We start from the raw sequence: 16,036 nt of genomic DNA on the forward strand, positions 1-16,036 counted from the left end.
ACACAGACTCTCACGAATTCACTCACCGCCGTGCTGCGCGGGTTAAGACACAAGGGAAGAGCCCACATTGGCTGACGAAAACGATATCGGAACCGAAATCAACCGTGTCGAACAGGTTGATCTCAATCTGGAGATGCAGAGGTCGTACCTCGATTACGCGATGAGCGTGATCGTCGGGCGTGCCCTGCCGGACGTCCGCGATGGACTCAAACCTGTCCACCGGCGCGTGCTGTACGCGATGTTCGACGGCGGCTACCGCCCGGACCGCAACTTCTCGAAGTGCTCACGCGTCGTCGGCGACGTCATGGGCCAGTACCATCCGCACGGCGATAGTGCGATCTACGATGCGATGGTCCGCCTCGTGCAGCCGTGGACGATGCGCTACCCGCTCGTCGCCGGACAGGGCAACTTCGGGTCACCAGGAGATGACGGTGCTGCCGCGCCTCGTTACACCGAGTGCAAGATGGCTCCTATGGCCCTTGAGATGGTCAGGGACATCGAAGAGGGCACTGTCGACTTCCAAGACAACTACGACGGTCGGAACCAAGAGCCGACGGTTCTGCCCTCGCGGTTCCCGAACCTGCTGGTCAACGGTTCCTCTGGTATCGCCGTGGGTATGGCCACGAACATCCCGCCGCACAACCTTCGTGAGGTTGCCGCTGGAGCTCAGTGGCTTCTCGCCCACCCCGAAGTCAGCAAGGAAGAGGCACTGGAGGCGTTGCTCGGCATCGTCAAAGGCCCCGACTTCCCGATGGCCGCGACGATCCTGGGCCGCAAGGGCATCGAGGACATGTACCGCACCGGCCGCGGTTCGATCACGCAGCGCGCCGTAGTCGAGGTCGAGGAGATCCAGGGACGCACCTGCTTGGTCGTCACGGAGCTGCCGCACATGGTCAACCCCGACACCCTGGCCGCGAAGATCGCCTCCTACGTCAAAGACGGCAAGGTCGCCGGCATCGCAGACCTCCGCGACGAGTCATCGGGACGCACCGGACAGCGTCTGGTCATCGTGCTCAAGCGCGATGCGGTGGCGAAGGTCGTGCTCAACAACCTCTACAAGCACACCTCGCTGCAGGAGAACTTCTCCGCGAACATGCTGGCGATCGTCGACAGCGTACCGCGCACGCTCAGCCTGGACTCGTTCCTGCGCCTGTGGGTCAAGCACCAGATCGAAGTCATCGTCCGGCGCACCGAATTCCGTCTGCGCAAGGCCGAGGAGCGCGCGCATATCTTGCGCGGCTACCTCAAGGCACTCGATGCCCTCGACGAGGTCATTGCTCTGATCCGTCGTTCACCGTCATCAGACGAAGCTCGCACTGGTCTGATGGAGCTCCTCGAGGTCGATGAGATTCAGGCCAATGCCATTCTCGATCTGCAGCTGCGTCGCCTCGCCGCCCTGGAACGCCTGAAGATCCAGGAAGAGGCCGAGAAGATCGAACAGCAGATCGCTGAGTTCAAATACATCCTCGCGACTCCTGCCCGTCAGCGTGAGATCGTCTCGGAAGAACTCGACGAGATCGTCGATCGCTACGGTGACGACCGCCGGACCAAGATCCTGGCTGGATTCGACGGAGATGTGTCGATGGAAGACCTGATTCCGGAGGAAGAGGTCGTCGTCACCATCACCCGCGGCGGGTATGCCAAGCGCACCCAGAACCACCTGTACCGGGCACAGCACCGTGGTGGAAAGGGCATCAAGGGTGCAAACCTGCGCGGAGACGATGTCGTCGAGCAGTTCTTCGTCACCTCCACACACAACTGGCTGCTGTTCTTCACGAACACCGGTCGCGTGTACCGGGCCAAGGCCTACGAGCTCCCAGAAGGATCACGGGACGCCAAGGGCCAGCACGTGGCGAACCTGCTTGCTCTGCAGCCGGGTGAGACGATCGCCAAGGTGCTCTCCATCCGAGACTACGAAGAGGCTGACTTCCTCATCCTGGCCACGATGTCCGGTGTCGTGAAGAAGACCCGTCTGAGTGAGTACGACTCGAACCGCACGGGCGGCGTCATCGCGATCAACCTCCGTGAGTACAAGGGTCAGCCGGATGAGCTGGTCTCGGCACGGATCGTCAGCTCCGAGGACCACCTCCTGATGATCTCCCGCAAGGGAATGTCGATCCGGTTCGCAGCCGACGACGACTCGATTCGCCCACTGGGACGAGTCACCGGCGGTGTGACAGGAATGAAGTTCAAGGGTGATGACGAGCTGCTGACCATGGACGTCATCCAGCCCGATACCTTCGTCTTCGTCGTGACAGAGGGCGGCTATGCGAAGCGGACGCCGGTCGACGAATACCGTCTGCAGGGCCGTGGTGGCCTGGGAATTCGGGTTGCCAAGATCACGGAGCAGCGCGGAGACCTGGTGGGTGGACTGATCGTCGATGAGGGAGAAGAAGTCCTCGTCGTCATGGAGCGCGGTAAGATCGTTCGGTCGAATATCGATGAAGTTCCGGCTAAGGGACGCAACACGATGGGTGTGGTGTTCGCGAAACCGGGCAAGAATGATCGTATTATCGCAGTAACGCGTGGACCCGAGATCGTGGTCGAAGAACTTGACGAAGAAGCTGAGGAACCGGAGGGTGAGGACGTAGAGTCTCAGACCGGCAGCGAGGATGTGGAAGAGTGAGCGACAACAAACAGCCAGGCTCAGGCAAGATCATACGCACGTCCAGTGGTTCCACCCGCTTGACGGCAGGATCGTCGAAGAACGGGGAGAAGGCTGATCCTGCGGCCGGCTCGGGAAACTCGGCGGGTTCGGGCAGCTCCGGGAATTCGGGCAAGTCATCCGATAAGACCCGGGTGGTGGCTCCTCCTGCCCCCAAAGCCTCTCCGAAACCCAACCGGGCTCCTTCGGCCGGGCAGTCCTCAGGAGGTTCAGCTGCGGCTGGACAGTCCTCGTCCGGAACTGCTGCGGGCGGCTCCGCGCCTTCGAGCCAGGCAACCGGGTCACAGAAGGCATCGTCCGGAAGCGGCCCTGCCACCTCGGCGATGGGATCAGCGACCAACACCATTCGCGCCAGCTCCGGCAGCGTGAAAATGGGCGTCAAGAACATGGTCGACAGCGGCAAGGGCAATAAGAAGAAAAAGGGCCCGCGCACTGTTCGCCTCACCGTATCGGCGGTGGACCCGTGGTCGGTCATGAAGATGTCGTTCCTCATGTCCGTGGCTATCGGCATCGCCACCATCGTGGCTTTCGTCGTGCTCTGGGTCGTCCTCCAGGCCACCGGCGTCATGAGCGGTCTTGAAGCGACGATTTCCGAAGTTGCTGGCGCGGAATCGGCTGAGAAAATTGTCGGGATCTTCGGATTCGGCCGAGTCGTGGCAGCCGGCTTCATCATCGCGGTCATCAACATCGTACTGATGACTGCCCTGTCGACTTTGGCTGCGTTCATCTACAACATCGGATCCCTCATTGCGGGTGGGTTCCATCTGACGCTGACCGACGACTGAGAACCGACGACTGAGACCAGCAACAGCCTGGTTCGGGGCTCATCTGCCCCACCCTGACTCCAGAAGCCGACGGCGGCTCGGAATCCCAACTCGGGAATTCCGAGCCGTTGTCAGCCGGGTCAGGGCCGATCTCAGAGTATGCTGGGGTCATGTGAGGCGAGTCACTGTCAGCCGATTTGTGTTGGAATGAGCCGTTGGGTATCGTTTTACTTCGGGTTCACCCCCTGAAAAGGGCCTATAGCTCAGGCGGTTAGAGCGCTTCGCTGATAACGAAGAGGTCCCTGGTTCAAGTCCAGGTAGGCCCACATCCTTTCGAGGAGGATCATGAAGAAATGGATTCTCAGTGGTCTCACACTTGTGGGACTCGGAGTTTTCTTCCGGTGGCGGCACGGTAATCAGAGTGCCCAGGCCGAATGGTCCGAACACACGGACTCGGTGTGAAGGCGATTCCCTTCTGGGGGTATGGCGCAATTGGTAGCGCACCTGCTTTGCAAGCAGGGGGTTAGGGGTTCGAGTCCCCTTACCTCCACCAGAAACACGAAGGCTCCGGACCAGTATGGTTCGGAGCCTTCGTCGTTCTGGAGGGGAACTGTCAGGCTCGCCAGTAGCCCAAGTATGCGTCGATCTCACCGTCGAAGGCATGAAGGTCCGATCGCCGTTGTAGGTCTGCTGCCAGACCTGCCCCTCGTAGTAGATGCCGATATGGCCGTAGACGCTGGTCTCGGCACCATCGCCCCAGACGAGGATGTCACCATTCTCGAACTTCTGGTCCGTGTGCCAATTGAATCCGCTCTCCGCCATGTGCTGACCGCCGATGCCGCCCTTCTGATAGTCCACGGCATTTCCCCAGGTGCTGGGGTCGACGCCATGGACTTCCTCCAGGGCGCGGGAGATCAGGCTCACGCACTCCCCTTGAAACGTGCCCTGCGAGTGCGCAAGGCCCTGACCTCTGTTCCGCCAACGGTGGCTGTCGAGGCCTCAGCGCTGGTGGCAGAGGTACCGGTGCCGACCAGGGTTGCGCCGGCAATCGTCGTTGCCGCCAAGGTCTTCGTGGTTACGGTTTTCAGGTTCATTCCTCATCCGTTCGTTCCGCGTGACACTGTGGTGAGAGGCACTGTGATTAGAAGCAGTGTGCCTCCGGTATCGACGGCAACAACTGCCCTGAGCGGACTTCGCCGCTGGTAAAGGGTGCACAGTGAACTGTGAGGGCACGTCTGCGTTTTCGGCACCTGCCGTTCATCGACCAGTTGTTGACCGGATGAGATGATAGACGAAGTCAGCGGTGCAGATTGAGGTTTTCCCCACCGACAATTCGGTGCCGACGGAATAAGCTGGAGTGTATTCTCGTTGACACCCTTGTCTGCGCGCACAGTTGGCTGCTGTGAGCAGTTTCCCGCCCAGTCCGGGCGATGACAGACCCTTTGATCGGAGCACCCCCTTGTCCAGCGACACCTCTCACTCACGTGCGAACGACGCACAGGCTGAATCCATCGATCCTGCCGGAATGCGGGTGATCTGGTTGCTCCTGGTGGCCGCTTTCGTCGCGATCCTCAACGAAACGACGATGGCCATTGCAATCCCAGAGCTCAACGCTTCGCTCGGGATCCCGCCGGAGCTCGGCCAGTGGCTGACCAGTGCGTTCATGCTCACCATGGCCGTCGTGATTCCGACGACCGGATTCCTCCTGCAGCGCTTCAGCACCCGCCAGATCTTCCTGGCGGCTATGATCCTGTTCTCCGCGGGCACCCTGATCTGCCTCGTGGCTCCCGGATTCACCGTCCTGCTCGTCGGACGCGTCGTCCAGGCAGCGGGCACCGGCATCATGATGCCCCTGCTGATGACGACGATGATGAATGTCGTCCCAGCACACTCACGCGGTCGCATGATGGGCCGAGTCGGCCTCGTCATCTCACTCGCACCGGCAATCGGTCCGACGATGTCGGGCATCGTGCTCGATTCTCTGGGATGGCGCTGGCTGTTCGCCATCGTCCTGCCGATCGCACTCATCGCACTCGGGCTCGGCGCGAAGTGGATGACGAACCTGGGTGAGAGTACCCACGCACCGATCGACTACGTCTCCGTCGTTCTCTCCGTCTTCGCCTTCGGCGGAATCGTCTTCGGCCTCAGCCAGTTCGGCGGAGGACATGGCGGCGATGCGGGAGGAAGCTCATCAACCGGCTTCGCGTGGACTGCGATCGCCGCCGGACTCGTCTTCCTGGCCCTGTTCGCCTGGCGACAGCTGATGCTGCAGAAGGAGGATCGGGCGCTGCTCGACCTGCGCGTCTTCTCCGCGAAGAACTATGTCATCGCGGTCATCATCATGGCCGTCGTCGCACTGGCCATGTTCGGTACCTTCTCCCTGCTTCCGCTTTACCTGCAGAACGTTGCCGGGCTCAACGCCACCCAGTCCGGTCTCGTCCTTCTGCCGGGATCGATCCTCATGGGCGTCCTTGCTCCCATCATGGGCCGCATCTACGACGCACGAGGCCCCAGGACCCTGCTGGTGCCAGGATCGATCATGATCGCTGCATCGATGTTCGCGTACTCTTTGGTCGGCGTGGGCAGTCCGACCTGGGTCCTCGTCGTCATCCAGACCGTTATGTCTTTGGGACTGGCCGCGTCGTTCACGCCCCTGTTCTCCGCCTCCCTGGGGTCGCTCGATCGCAAGCTGTACTCGCATGGATCCGCTGCGCTCAACACCATGCAGCAGGTGGCAGGAGCTGCCGGAACTGCGCTTCTCATCTCGATCTACTCCTCCGCGCTGCACTCGGGTGAGGCCGCAGGACGTTCCGTTGCGGAGTCGGGTGCGCCGGGAGCGCACAATGCGTTCCTGCTGGCCGCAATCATCGCTCTGGTGCCCGTAGTGCTCTCGTTCTTCATCAAGAAGCCCGAGGACCAGGAGGACGTCCCCGCCGAGGTGGTCAACTCGACTGCGGAGACACCAGCCGAATGATCTGATCTGAGGTTCGATGCGGCCCAGGTGTGCTGACCCGTCAGGGCCCAGCAGACCTGGGCCGCATCGCGTTGAGGCCCAGGGCTTAGTCAGGCGGACTGCCCGGTCTGGGCGATCACATTCTGCGCGGCCACGGTGTGCGGCTCCCCGGCTGCTGCTTGTCGCCCGGCATCCGGCGCGGTTGAACTGCGACGCAGCTCTCCGCCCCGGCTGAAACCGGCGATGACGAGAACGACAAGGCCGGCGGCTGTGACCAGAGAGCCCGCCCACAGTGGTGATGCGTAGCCGAGGCCAGCGGCGATGGTGATTCCGCCGATCCAGGCACCGAAGGCGTTGCCCACGTTGAAGGCCGCGATATTGGCACCCGATCCCAGCGTCTGAGCCTCTTTGGAATGACGCATGATGCGCATCTGCATCGCCGGCACTGTGGCGAAGCCGAAGCCGCCCATGAACACCAGTGCGATGATCGTGGCGGCCTGGCTTCCCGCGACCTGGGAGAACACACCCAGGATGATGACGAGTCCGATGAGCAGGGTGACCAGCGTGGCCCCGAGGCTCTTGTCTGCGGCCCGTCCCCCGAGGAAGTTGCCGATGAAGAGTCCGACTCCGAAGAGGACGAGAAGCCAGGGCACCGATGAGCTGGCAAATCCCGAGACCCCCGTCAGCGTGAAGGCCATGTAGCTGAAGGCCCCGAACATTCCCCCGTAGCCGAGGATCGTGATGAGAATCGATGCCCATACCTGCCCGGACCGGAAGATCCGGAACTCGCCGAGGATGCTGCCGGTGCCGCTCGCCTGCGCAGTTAACGCCGGGATGAGAAGGACGATGCCGACGAGTGCGATGACCCCGATGATGGAGATCACCCAGAATGTCGATCGCCAGCCGGCGGCCTGACCGAGGAAGGTGCCCAGGGGCACGCCGAGAACGTTGGCACTGGTGAGACCGGCGAACATCATTGAAATCGCGGCTGCTTGGCGATGTGGTGCAACGAGGCCAGCGGCGACAACGGAGCCGATTCCGAAGAAGGCACCGTGGCAGAGTGCGGCGACGATTCGACCGATCATCATCATGTCGTAGCTCGGTGCGAGAGCGGAGAGGACATTGCCGATGATGAACAGAACCATGAGCACGACGAGTGCGACCTTGCGGTTGACGCGGGTCAGAGCCACCGTGATGAGGATGGCGCCGACGGCGACGGCGAGGGCATATCCCGAGATCAGATAGCCGGCGACGGTCTCGGAGACCCCGAAGTCGGCGGACACCTCGGGCAGCAGGCCCATGATGACGAACTCCGTGAGTCCGATTCCGAACCCGCCGATGGCGAGAGCGAGAAGTGCGAGTGGCATGGTGTGTCTCCCCCTTCGCACCAAGACGGCGGACCACCTTGGCGCGTGTGCAATAGAAGGCGTATGCAGTAATTGCAAGCGCAACGGTATTAATACTTGCACACGCGTTATATCCGCGCAAGTGGTGTATTCTGTGGTGAAGACGATCTGAAGGAGAGACACATGGGCATCAGAGATGACGCAGTCGAGATCCGGTCTCGTGGCTGGCGTACTCTTGCTGCTCTGCACGCATTGATCGAGACCGAGCTGGAGCGCTCTCTGCAGCGCGAGCATCAGCTTTCGGTCGTCGAATACACGGTCCTGGACGCACTCAGCCGGCAGGACGGCTGGCACATGAGGATGCGGCAGCTGGCCCGTGCGGCAGCCTTGTCGAGCAGCGCCACGACTCGTCTCGTCACCCGTCTTGAGGATCGCGGACTCCTGACGAGGATCCTCTGCGATGACGACCGTCGGGGAATCTACACCGAACTCACCGAGGCCGGATGGAAACTGTTCGCCGCCGCCCGCCCGACGCATGATCAGGTTCTCGAAGCGGCGCTGGCCGATGCCGGCGAAGTGCCGGAGCTGGAGCCTCTGGTCACTGCTCTGCACTCCGAGGTGGCCCAGGCTTAGGCGCGGCCCCTCGGGCTCCTGCCTCCGATTGCGCAGTCAGCGTCTGAGCGGGTAATATCGGTCTGTACTCCGGGGGTATGGCGCAATTGGTAGCGCACCTGCTTTGCAAGCAGGGGGTTAGGGGTTCGAGTCCCCTTACCTCCACTCGAGAAGCTATTGAGACAGCACTCGTAAAAGAAGATCCCGCCGACAGCGATATGGACGCTGTCGGCGGGATCTTTGTCTATTCAGATCTGAGGATCGGTCCTCAGGCGTGAACGCGGATCAGGTGTTCGTTCGTGAACGCCTGGAATGCCCACTGGGCGTTCTCGCGGCCGTAGCCCGAGCGGTTGATTCCGCCGAACGGGTACTCCGGTCCCGATTCCATGTGGGAGTTGATGAGCGTCATTCCTGCGTTGATCTTGGCGCCGAATTCCTCTCCCTTTTCGAGGTCATCGGTCCAGACCGAGCTCATCAGGCCGTATTCGGTGTCATTGGCCAGACGCAGCGCATCCTCTTCGTCCTTGGCCCGGTAGACCATGACCGCGGGTCCGAAGAGCTCGTTGCAGCCGAGGTCCGACTTCGGATCGATGTCGGAGATCACGGCCGGCGACATGAACCAGCCGGGACGGTCGAGCTTCTTGCCACCGGTGTGCAATGTGGCACCATCGGCCACAGCCTTCTCGATCATTGCCACGACCTCGTCGCGAGCACCCTCGGAGGAGACAGGGCCCATGCCGACGTCGGGGTCATCGAAGGTTGAGACCTTGGTGGCCTCCGCGGCCTTGACGGCCTCGGCGAGGAATTCGTCGTAGAGATCATCGACGACGATCATGCGCTTCGGTGAGGTGCAGACCTGACCGGCGTTCGCCAGGCGCAGGCCGACGAGCTTCTGAGCCAGTGCCGGCACGTCCTTCGAATCGAGGACGACGGCGGGATCATTGCCGCCGAGTTCGAGGACGGCGCGCTTGTAGTACTTGGCGGCGATGGCGGCCACGGAGGCGCCGGCACCCTCGGAACCGGTGAGCGAGAAGCCCTTGACGCGGAAGTCCTTGAGGACCTCCTCGGCGTGGGAACTGTCGAGGTAGATGTTCTGGTAGACACCCTTGGGCAGGCCAGCCTCGGTGAGGAGGTCCTCGAAGTACTGCGAGGACTTCGGGCAGATCGAGGCCTGCTTCATGATGATCGAGTTGCCGACCATGAGGTTGGGCAGCACGAAGCGGGCGATCTGGTTGTAGGGGAAGTTCCACGGCATGATGCCCAGCAGAACGCCCAGCGGCTGGTGGCGGACATAGCTGCTGGCCGCACCCGCTGCTGCGAGGTGTGTGGGGGCCAGGTGGGTGGCGGCGTTATCGGCCATCCACCGTGCCGTGCGGGCGACCTTGTCCACCTCGCCCAGTCCCTGCTTCTTGACCTTGCCCATCTCACGGCCGATGATGTCGGTCATCTCATCTGCATTGGCATCGACGAGGTCGGCGAACTTCCGCAGGATCGTCGCGCGCTCATGGAGCGGCGTTTCCTTCCACGAAAGGTGAGCCTCGTGGGCGCGATCGATGTAACCGGGGATCTCTTCCTTGGGAACGGAGGCGAACTCCTCCTCGACTTCACCGGTATTAGCATTTGTCACTGCGAACTTGCTCATGAACGTCCTCTCGGGCATAGGAAACGGCGATACAGGGTCAACAAGAAGAATGGCGTGCACATTCCACGAGGGCAAGTCTGTCCCATTTCCGGGCTAGGAGCGAGTGTGTCTCAGTTCAGATGGGCCACGGCAGTGATCATCCTGTCCTCGATCCCCTCGGGGCCGGGAAAGATGCGAGTAGCAGAACGCTGATGCGCGACGCGGCGCCGAGCTGATGCGCTGCGAAGACCCAGCCGAAGACGATCGTGCCTCGATCGCCGAAGACCTCACGGCACAGCGCCGAGGTGGGCGGAACGGTCGCGACCCAGTCGAGGCCGTAGATGACGATGAAGAGGACCATGGACGGATGCACGATGTCCGAGAGCAGCCAGGGCAGGAGCAGGAGCCCGACGCCGCGGAAGGTGTAGTAGGTGAGCAGGAGGAAGCGCGGGTCGAATTTGTCGGTCAGCCACCCGGAGAACACGGTTCCGGCGATGTCGAAGATCCCGACGACCGCGAGCAGGCCTGCCGCAGTGGTCGTCGGCATGCCGTGGTCGTGTGCAGACGGGATGAAGTGAATGCCGATGAGACCGTTGGTCATCGCCCCGCAGATGGCGAACGCAATGGCCAGAGCCCAGAACGATCGATGTCGAGCAGCGAAGGCCAGGCCGGCGAAGGCGCGCTTGGCGGCTCCGCCTGTGGACCGCTCGTCGGGAATATAGGTCTCGGGATCGGCGCCATAGGGCAGGACACCGCGGTCTTCCGGATGGTCGCGGAGGACGAACCACACGACCGGCACGGCTACGAGAGCCACCGCAGCGATGAGCAGCCCCCAGAAGACGAGCAGCTGCCACGAAGCGGTCATGATCACGCTGGCCCCGGCACCCGCTGTGACGAGGATGAGAGCAAGCGCCACGATCTGGCGAACTCCGAAGCGATCCATGAGCGCAGCGGCGAACGGGGCTGCCCGGAAACCTGCCGCGGCGAGCAGCGCGAGGAACGCAACGGCGGCCACCCACCAGGCGGGGTGGATGCGGTGACGCTTGGTCGTCTTGGTGCCAGGGGGGCCCACTGGAATGATCTTGTTGCGGTTCGAGCGGGCCGGGGACGGCTGACAGACGGTCGTCGGCTGGGTTGACTCAAGACCCGTCCGGGGCGATGTGCACAGACGCGTGGATCGGATGTCTGGATCACCAGTATCGGGCAACGACTCAACTGCTGGATTTCGCGGAGTCGGACCAGGATCAGGGCAGAACGCTGCCAAGTGTCCAGCGTCGGCGAGTCGAACAGATGGAAGCGTACTACCGCTTCATGACCGATCGGCTTCAGGGGCTGCTCCGGGAATACTCCGAATCGGGGACGTCAGGCGACAGCGTCTGAGGACTCTTCGGGCGTCGCGACACCGATACGAGACCTCCAGATCCGTTCGACTCGGATCGCAGCTGCGACGACGATCAGGGAGGCCAGCGCGAGGACGATCGCGACGACGACGGGAGCCTTGAACCCCCAGCCGAGTGTGATGACTGCGGCGCCGAGGGCCGGCCCGAGGGCATTGCCGACGTTGAACGCCGAGGTATTCACGCTGGCCGCCAGGGTCGGCGCCTGAGTGGCGATCTGGAATACCCGGGCATTGAGCGCCCCTGCAATCGAGAAGCCGCTGGCACCGATGAGGACGATCATGACAATCGCCGCCCAGCCGGTGTCGGCCACCAGCCACAGAGCGAAGAGACTGAGTGCCAAGGCCGCGAGGCTGCCGATGATGTTGCCGAAGATGTTCCTATCGGCGAAGCGTCCGCCCACGACGACTCCGATGAAGGCGCCGATGCCGAAGGCTGCCAGGACTCCGGGGACAAGGTCGTGGGAGATCCCCGCCACCCGGGTGAGCAGAGGCGAGAAATAGGAGAATGCGGCGAAGACCGAGGCTTGGAAGAGCGCGGTCGTTGCCAGTGCCATCCAGATTCGTGGACCCTTGAAGGCTGCGAGCTCGGCCTTGAGAAGAGTGGGCAGATGCTGGCTTGACCCGGTGTCTTCATTCCTCGGGTTCCGAACTGTGAGCGCGATGAGGACGGCGGCGAGTGCGGTGACGATGGCGACGGCCCAGAAAGTCGCTCGCCATCCGTACTGCGTGCCCACCCAGGTACCCAAGGGCACCCCCACGAGGTTGGCAACGGTCAGCCCGCCGACGAGGCTGGCCAGGGCACGACCATGCACCTCGGCGGGGGCGATGCGCGTCGTATGGACAGCGGCGACTGCCCAGAACCCTCCGCAGGCGATGGCTGCCAGGACACGGGTGACCATGAGGATCGAATAGCTCGGCGACAGTGCGGCCAGGATGTGCAGGGCGGAGAACGCAATGATCGAGATGATCATGGTGGCCCGACGCGGAAGCTTGAGCGTCAGCAGCGCCATGGCCGGTGCCCCGCCGATCATCCCCACGGCGAATCCGGTGATGAGCAGGCCGGCCTGTGGGATGCTGACCTGCAGATCCGCACTGATGGGCTCGAGGATTCCGGCGATCATGAACTCGCTGGTGCCGAGGCAGAAGATCACTGCTGCCAGCAGGTAGACCTGAGCCGGGACACGGACTCTTGCCTGAGTCGTCGTCACTGTGCGCTGCCTTCGGCAGAGATGAGGTGTTCGGGCGCTTTGCCGTCATATGTGTGGGGTGACATGTGGTTGTGCAGTGCTGTGATTCCCGCGGGGGTGCACAGTGCTTCGATGAACGCGCTCGCCTGAGCCTGGACGTTGTCAGCAGGCATGACCCGAGCAGCGATCCTCAATCCGGCAAGCACGCTGTGGATGAGCTCCGCGTGCACTTTCGTGTCGACATCGGGGCGGATATGTCCCTCGACCTTTCCGCGCTCGAGGACGATGCCGTAGGCCTCCAGCCAGGCCTGGCGATCGGGATCGAGAATCGTGCACACCGCGTCGACCTCGCGACCGAGTTCGGCCGCGGTGTTGGCTGACAGACATCCGATCCGCTTATCGTCCTCGCATTGTTTGGCCAGTTCCCCGCCGAGGCGGTGCATGATGAGCGTCGGGGCCGGTGCTGTTCCTGTGCGCAGCTCCTCACGAAGCGAGGTTCCGGACGCTGTGTATTCGCGCAGTGCCCGCAGGAACAGGGCATCGAGGCTCTCGAAGGTGTTGTAGAAGCTTGAGCGGCCGATGTTCGCACGTTCGCAGACCAGGCCGACGTCAGTGCCGGTGTATCCGTGTTCGCTGAAGACGGCGATGGCGGCCTTGATCACCGTCTGCTCGTCGAAGCTCTTCTTCCTGCCCATGGTGCGAGCCTAGAGCATTTTGGACAGTTCTGTCCAATAAACTTTCGGAACACGTTCTGGGCTGTTCTGACCTCGCTGGACGCTGACAACAGGTGTAACGTGACGGCAAGGAGCAATGGCATTATTCCGAGTGGGACGCCCGGGTGAGCTGTCCTCGGCGAAGAAGGGAACACGCATGAGCTCAGTGAGCAAGGAACGCAGGAAGCAGCTTCGCGATGATGATGCGAACTGGAAGCTCGGAATCTTCTACTTCTGTCCCCGGGACCCTTCGTTCTTAGTTCCGAAGCGCGTCGGCATCGGATGGTCGCTCAATTACGGGAGCCCGTGGTCGCTGCTGTTCATCCTCGTCGTCATCGCTGTTCTGGTGTGGGGCGTCTTCTTCTGAGGAAGAGCTCGGGCACCGGAGGCGTCAGGCAGACAGGGTCCAGGATTGTTCTGCCGGATGCGCCCACGCACTACTTCCTGCGAGACGAGAGCACGCAGAATTCGTTTCCTTCCGGATCGGCCAGGACAACCCAGGGTTCGTCCTCGGTCTGCCCCACATCGGCTCGTCGGGCGCCGAGAGCGAGCAGTCGATTCACTTCGGCGGCCTGGTCTTCGGGACGGAAGTCGAGGTGAAGGCGATTCTTCACGGTCTTGGTCTCCGGGTCGACTCCGAAGAGAAGGCCCGGGAGAGCGTGTTCCTCGGCTCTGATCTCCACTTCGTCCTCGTCCTCATCGACGACAATCCACCCGAGGGCCTCCGCCCACCAGTGGCCGAGCACATGCGGATCGTGGGCATCGACGACGAGCTGCTCCCATTCCAGTCCCATGTCCACAGATTAATGTCTCCACACTCGAGTGTGAATGGCAATATGCCGGTTCAGACACCGACATCCTGCAGGTGGTGCCTGAGTTCGTGAAACCCATAGCGGGTCAATGAGGTCACCGTGAACTCGCGTCCATCGGAGCGGTAGCCGGTGCGTTCCCACTGTTCATCGGTGATCTGAGCCAGATCGGCCGCATAGGCCAGCGCTGCCGCTCTCAGGTCAAGGGCCACCTCGGCGGGACTCTGGTGGCGGTAATCGGATGCGATGGCTACGGCGTCGCCGTCGAAGTTCGGCAGGGTCGGTGCCGACTGCGAGACGATCAGCGAGGTGCGTTCGCGGAACAGGTCGAGGATATCGCGCATATGGGCGGCGTACTCGACATCCGACCAGCGATCCGAACGGGCACGAACACCGGCATTCGGCCTGGTCAGCACTTCACTCCAGACATCAGCGGAAGCCGAGACATAGTCGGGGACCGCTGTGACATCCTCGTCGCCGGTGAACCCGCACTCGGCGCACCCGGTCTCGAGCACATCAGCCCAATCTCGTGTGTCCGGTTCGATGTCGCGCTGGACATCGGTATCGGGCTCGGTGCCCTGCGCATCTGGCTCTGTTTCGCTCATGTCATGTCCCTGACCTGTCGTGGTGTGGTCCCAGTCGTGTCGCAGCTGCGACGGCCGGAGACTATTTCTTATCCAGAACCTGTTTGAGCACCGTCGCGTCGCTGATGTCGTCGCGCTTCGACGCAGTCAGGAGGGTCAGTTTGCCCTTCTTCGCGTAGTCCTTGAGCTGCTTGAACGCCTCGGCGTGGTCATCGTCTTTGAGCTCGTCGCGGTAGCGGCGGGAGAACTCCTCGAATTTATCGGGATCGTGGGAGTACCACTTGCGCAGATCACTCGAAGGGGCGAGGTCCTTGAGCCAGTCGTCGAGTTCGGCCTTGTCCTTGCTCACTCCGCGCGGCCAGATGCGATCAACGAGGATGCGAGTGCCGTCGCTGTTGACCGGATCATCGTAGATCCGACGAACCTGGACCTGATGCTTCTCTGACATGATCGTCCTCCTCGCTCTATGGTGCAGCTGTGGTGCTGATTTCAGTCTAAGACAGAGGAATTCTGGCGCAAGGAGGGAGGACTCGGACCCCCGTCGTGACCCGTTCGCGAGTAGACTCAACGCCTGAATGCCAATGTTCTGATGCGAGGTGGCGATGACTGAGATTCCGAGGATCAATCGGCTCTTCCCCAACCAGGTGAAGGACGTGATCCTGCCGGAGGCCCTGGCATTTCCTCGCGCTGTGGACCAATGGGTGCGCGCGGTATTCGTGGCGTCGGTCGATGGGGCTGCGAGCATCGCCGGTCACGCCGGAGGTCTCGGCAATGACATCGACATGCAGCTGTTCGCCCTCAACCGGGCGTTGGCAGATGTCATCCTCGTCGGCGCCGGCACTGCCAGGACCGAGGTCTACGGTCCTGCTGAGGACGATGCGCAATGGCGGCATCTGCGTGAGAATCGCAGCCCCACGGCACCCATGGCGGTAGTCTCACACAGTTTGGATCTCGATTTCTCAGCCTCGCTGTTCACCGAGGCGCCCCGCTCCGCGCGGACCATCCTCATCACCTGCGCAGACGCACCCGCTCAGGCACGTGCACAGGCCGCTGAGGTCGCCGAGGTGATCGTGGCCGGTCAATCGTCGGTGGACCTGAGCGCGGCGATCGCTGAACTCCAGTCGCGTGGATTCGCCCGGATCGTGTGCGAGGGCGGGCCCCAACTGTTCACCGACCTGATGGAGGCAGAAGGCGTCGACGAACTGTGTCTGACCCGCAGCCCGACCCTGGTCGCCGGGACCGAGACGAGGATCCTGCGCGGTGCCCAGTTCGATCCACCGGTCGAACTCGAACTGAAGACCCTCTACGGCACCGACGACGGATTTCTCTATCTGCTCTATCAACCTGCAGCTTGAGAGGCAAGCTGAGACACCACGGGAGCAG

General features: G+C 62.3%; 15 protein-coding genes and 3 tRNA genes. 10 read left to right on the forward strand and 8 right to left on the reverse strand.

Features of this window, described 5'->3' with window-relative positions; translation table 11 throughout:
- Positions 1 to 67: 67 nt before the first annotated feature.
- The 6 genes from gyrA (at position 68) to JFC13_RS15475 (ending at position 6,403) form a co-directional block, all read left to right on the forward strand.
- On the forward strand, positions 68 to 2,626 hold the full coding sequence (gyrA, locus tag JFC13_RS15450) for a DNA gyrase subunit A (RefSeq protein ID WP_198397952.1): 2,559 nt from the start codon (positions 68 to 70) through the stop codon (positions 2,624 to 2,626).
- Complete coding sequence (locus JFC13_RS19930) at positions 2,623 to 3,450, forward strand: DUF3566 domain-containing protein (RefSeq protein ID WP_332839438.1); 828 nt, start codon at positions 2,623 to 2,625, stop codon at positions 3,448 to 3,450. Before gyrA ends, JFC13_RS19930 begins: the two co-directional genes overlap by 4 nt.
- 231 nt (positions 3,451 to 3,681) lie before the next feature.
- A tRNA-Ile gene (locus tag JFC13_RS15460) sits at positions 3,682 to 3,755 on the forward strand.
- A 151-nt stretch (positions 3,756 to 3,906) separates the two neighbouring features.
- Positions 3,907 to 3,982, forward strand: a tRNA-Ala gene (locus JFC13_RS15465).
- 170 nt (positions 3,983 to 4,152) lie between these two features.
- Complete coding sequence (locus tag JFC13_RS15470) at positions 4,153 to 4,635, forward strand: hypothetical protein (protein WP_198397953.1); 483 nt, start codon at positions 4,153 to 4,155, stop codon at positions 4,633 to 4,635.
- Between the two features lie 319 nt (positions 4,636 to 4,954).
- On the forward strand, positions 4,955 to 6,403 hold the full coding sequence (locus tag JFC13_RS15475) for an MDR family MFS transporter (RefSeq protein ID WP_198398018.1): 1,449 nt from the start codon (positions 4,955 to 4,957) through the stop codon (positions 6,401 to 6,403).
- An 89-nt stretch (positions 6,404 to 6,492) separates the two neighbouring features.
- On the opposite strand, the gene JFC13_RS15480 is transcribed toward JFC13_RS15475, so the two are convergent.
- Complete coding sequence (locus JFC13_RS15480; RefSeq protein WP_198397954.1) at positions 6,493 to 7,749, reverse strand: MFS transporter; 1,257 nt, start codon at positions 7,747 to 7,749, stop codon at positions 6,493 to 6,495.
- A 162-nt stretch (positions 7,750 to 7,911) separates the two neighbouring features.
- Between JFC13_RS15480 and JFC13_RS15485 the strand changes: the two genes are divergently transcribed.
- Together JFC13_RS15485 and JFC13_RS15490 are read left to right on the forward strand one after the other, a co-directional pair.
- Positions 7,912 to 8,361, forward strand: a complete 450-nt coding sequence (locus JFC13_RS15485; RefSeq protein WP_198397955.1) for a MarR family winged helix-turn-helix transcriptional regulator — start codon at positions 7,912 to 7,914, stop codon at positions 8,359 to 8,361.
- Between the two features lie 71 nt (positions 8,362 to 8,432).
- Positions 8,433 to 8,505 (forward strand) — tRNA-Ala (locus JFC13_RS15490).
- A gap of 103 nt (positions 8,506 to 8,608) precedes the next feature.
- Here the strand turns inward: JFC13_RS15490 and JFC13_RS15495 are convergent.
- The 4 genes from JFC13_RS15495 to JFC13_RS15510 form a co-directional block, all read right to left on the reverse strand.
- On the reverse strand, positions 8,609 to 9,982 hold the full coding sequence (locus tag JFC13_RS15495; RefSeq protein ID WP_198397956.1) for an NAD-dependent succinate-semialdehyde dehydrogenase: 1,374 nt from the start codon (positions 9,980 to 9,982) through the stop codon (positions 8,609 to 8,611).
- 136 nt (positions 9,983 to 10,118) lie between these two features.
- The gene (locus tag JFC13_RS15500; protein ID WP_408610776.1) at positions 10,119 to 11,042 is read right to left on the reverse strand and encodes an MFS transporter; all 924 of its coding nucleotides are present in this window, start codon (positions 11,040 to 11,042) and stop codon (positions 10,119 to 10,121) included.
- A 281-nt stretch (positions 11,043 to 11,323) separates the two neighbouring features.
- Complete coding sequence (locus JFC13_RS15505; protein WP_332839440.1) at positions 11,324 to 12,568, reverse strand: Cmx/CmrA family chloramphenicol efflux MFS transporter; 1,245 nt, start codon at positions 12,566 to 12,568, stop codon at positions 11,324 to 11,326.
- Positions 12,565 to 13,242, reverse strand: coding sequence for a TetR/AcrR family transcriptional regulator (locus JFC13_RS15510; protein ID WP_198397957.1), 678 nt, complete (start codon positions 13,240 to 13,242; stop codon positions 12,565 to 12,567). Before JFC13_RS15510 ends, JFC13_RS15505 begins: the two co-directional genes overlap by 4 nt.
- 115 nt (positions 13,243 to 13,357) lie before the next feature.
- Between JFC13_RS15510 and JFC13_RS15515 the strand changes: the two genes are divergently transcribed.
- Positions 13,358 to 13,627 (forward strand): DUF5808 domain-containing protein, encoded by a 270-nt coding sequence (locus tag JFC13_RS15515; RefSeq protein WP_232488672.1) that lies wholly within the window; start codon positions 13,358 to 13,360, stop codon positions 13,625 to 13,627.
- Positions 13,628 to 13,697: 70 nt separating this feature from the next.
- Here the strand turns inward: JFC13_RS15515 and JFC13_RS15520 are convergent, their stop codons facing one another.
- The 3 genes from JFC13_RS15520 to JFC13_RS15530 form a co-directional block, all read right to left on the reverse strand.
- Positions 13,698 to 14,054 carry a VOC family protein gene (locus JFC13_RS15520; protein WP_198397958.1) on the reverse strand — a complete coding sequence of 119 codons (357 nt, stop codon included), beginning with the start codon at positions 14,052 to 14,054 and terminating at the stop codon, positions 13,698 to 13,700.
- Between the two features lie 50 nt (positions 14,055 to 14,104).
- Positions 14,105 to 14,674 carry a DinB family protein gene (locus JFC13_RS15525; protein ID WP_198397959.1) on the reverse strand — a complete coding sequence of 190 codons (570 nt, stop codon included), beginning with the start codon at positions 14,672 to 14,674 and terminating at the stop codon, positions 14,105 to 14,107.
- 61 nt (positions 14,675 to 14,735) lie between these two features.
- Positions 14,736 to 15,101 carry a DUF488 domain-containing protein gene (locus tag JFC13_RS15530; RefSeq protein ID WP_198397960.1) on the reverse strand — a complete coding sequence of 122 codons (366 nt, stop codon included), beginning with the start codon at positions 15,099 to 15,101 and terminating at the stop codon, positions 14,736 to 14,738.
- A 154-nt stretch (positions 15,102 to 15,255) separates the two neighbouring features.
- On the opposite strand from JFC13_RS15530, the gene JFC13_RS15535 reads away from it, so the two are divergent.
- Positions 15,256 to 16,008, forward strand: coding sequence for a pyrimidine reductase family protein (locus tag JFC13_RS15535; protein WP_198397961.1), 753 nt, complete (start codon positions 15,256 to 15,258; stop codon positions 16,006 to 16,008).
- The last annotated feature ends 28 nt before the right edge of the window (positions 16,009 to 16,036 follow it).

Source organism: Brevibacterium antiquum, from assembly GCF_016107655.1.
Lineage (GTDB): Bacteria > Actinomycetota > Actinomycetes > Actinomycetales > Brevibacteriaceae > Brevibacterium > Brevibacterium antiquum.

Coding starts and splice junctions, on each gene's coding strand:
- JFC13_RS15470 (WP_198397953.1), top strand. CDS start 4,153: ATGGCCGTAGACGCTGGTCTCGGCACCATCGCCCCAGACGAGGATGTC.
- JFC13_RS15475 (WP_198398018.1), top strand. CDS start 4,955: ATGCGGGTGATCTGGTTGCTCCTGGTGGCCGCTTTCGTCGCGATCCTC.
- JFC13_RS15480 (WP_198397954.1), bottom strand. CDS start 7,749: ATGCCACTCGCACTTCTCGCTCTCGCCATCGGCGGGTTCGGAATCGGA.
- JFC13_RS15485 (WP_198397955.1), top strand. CDS start 7,912: ATGGGCATCAGAGATGACGCAGTCGAGATCCGGTCTCGTGGCTGGCGT.
- JFC13_RS15495 (WP_198397956.1), bottom strand. CDS start 9,982: ATGAGCAAGTTCGCAGTGACAAATGCTAATACCGGTGAAGTCGAGGAG.
- JFC13_RS15510 (WP_198397957.1), bottom strand. CDS start 13,242: ATGGGCAGGAAGAAGAGCTTCGACGAGCAGACGGTGATCAAGGCCGCC.
- JFC13_RS15515 (WP_232488672.1), top strand. CDS start 13,358: ATGGCATTATTCCGAGTGGGACGCCCGGGTGAGCTGTCCTCGGCGAAG.
- JFC13_RS15520 (WP_198397958.1), bottom strand. CDS start 14,054: ATGGGACTGGAATGGGAGCAGCTCGTCGTCGATGCCCACGATCCGCAT.
- JFC13_RS15525 (WP_198397959.1), bottom strand. CDS start 14,674: ATGAGCGAAACAGAGCCAGATGCGCAGGGCACCGAGCCCGATACCGAT.
- JFC13_RS15530 (WP_198397960.1), bottom strand. CDS start 15,101: ATGTCAGAGAAGCATCAGGTCCAGGTTCGTCGGATCTACGATGATCCG.
- JFC13_RS15535 (WP_198397961.1), top strand. CDS start 15,256: ATGACTGAGATTCCGAGGATCAATCGGCTCTTCCCCAACCAGGTGAAG.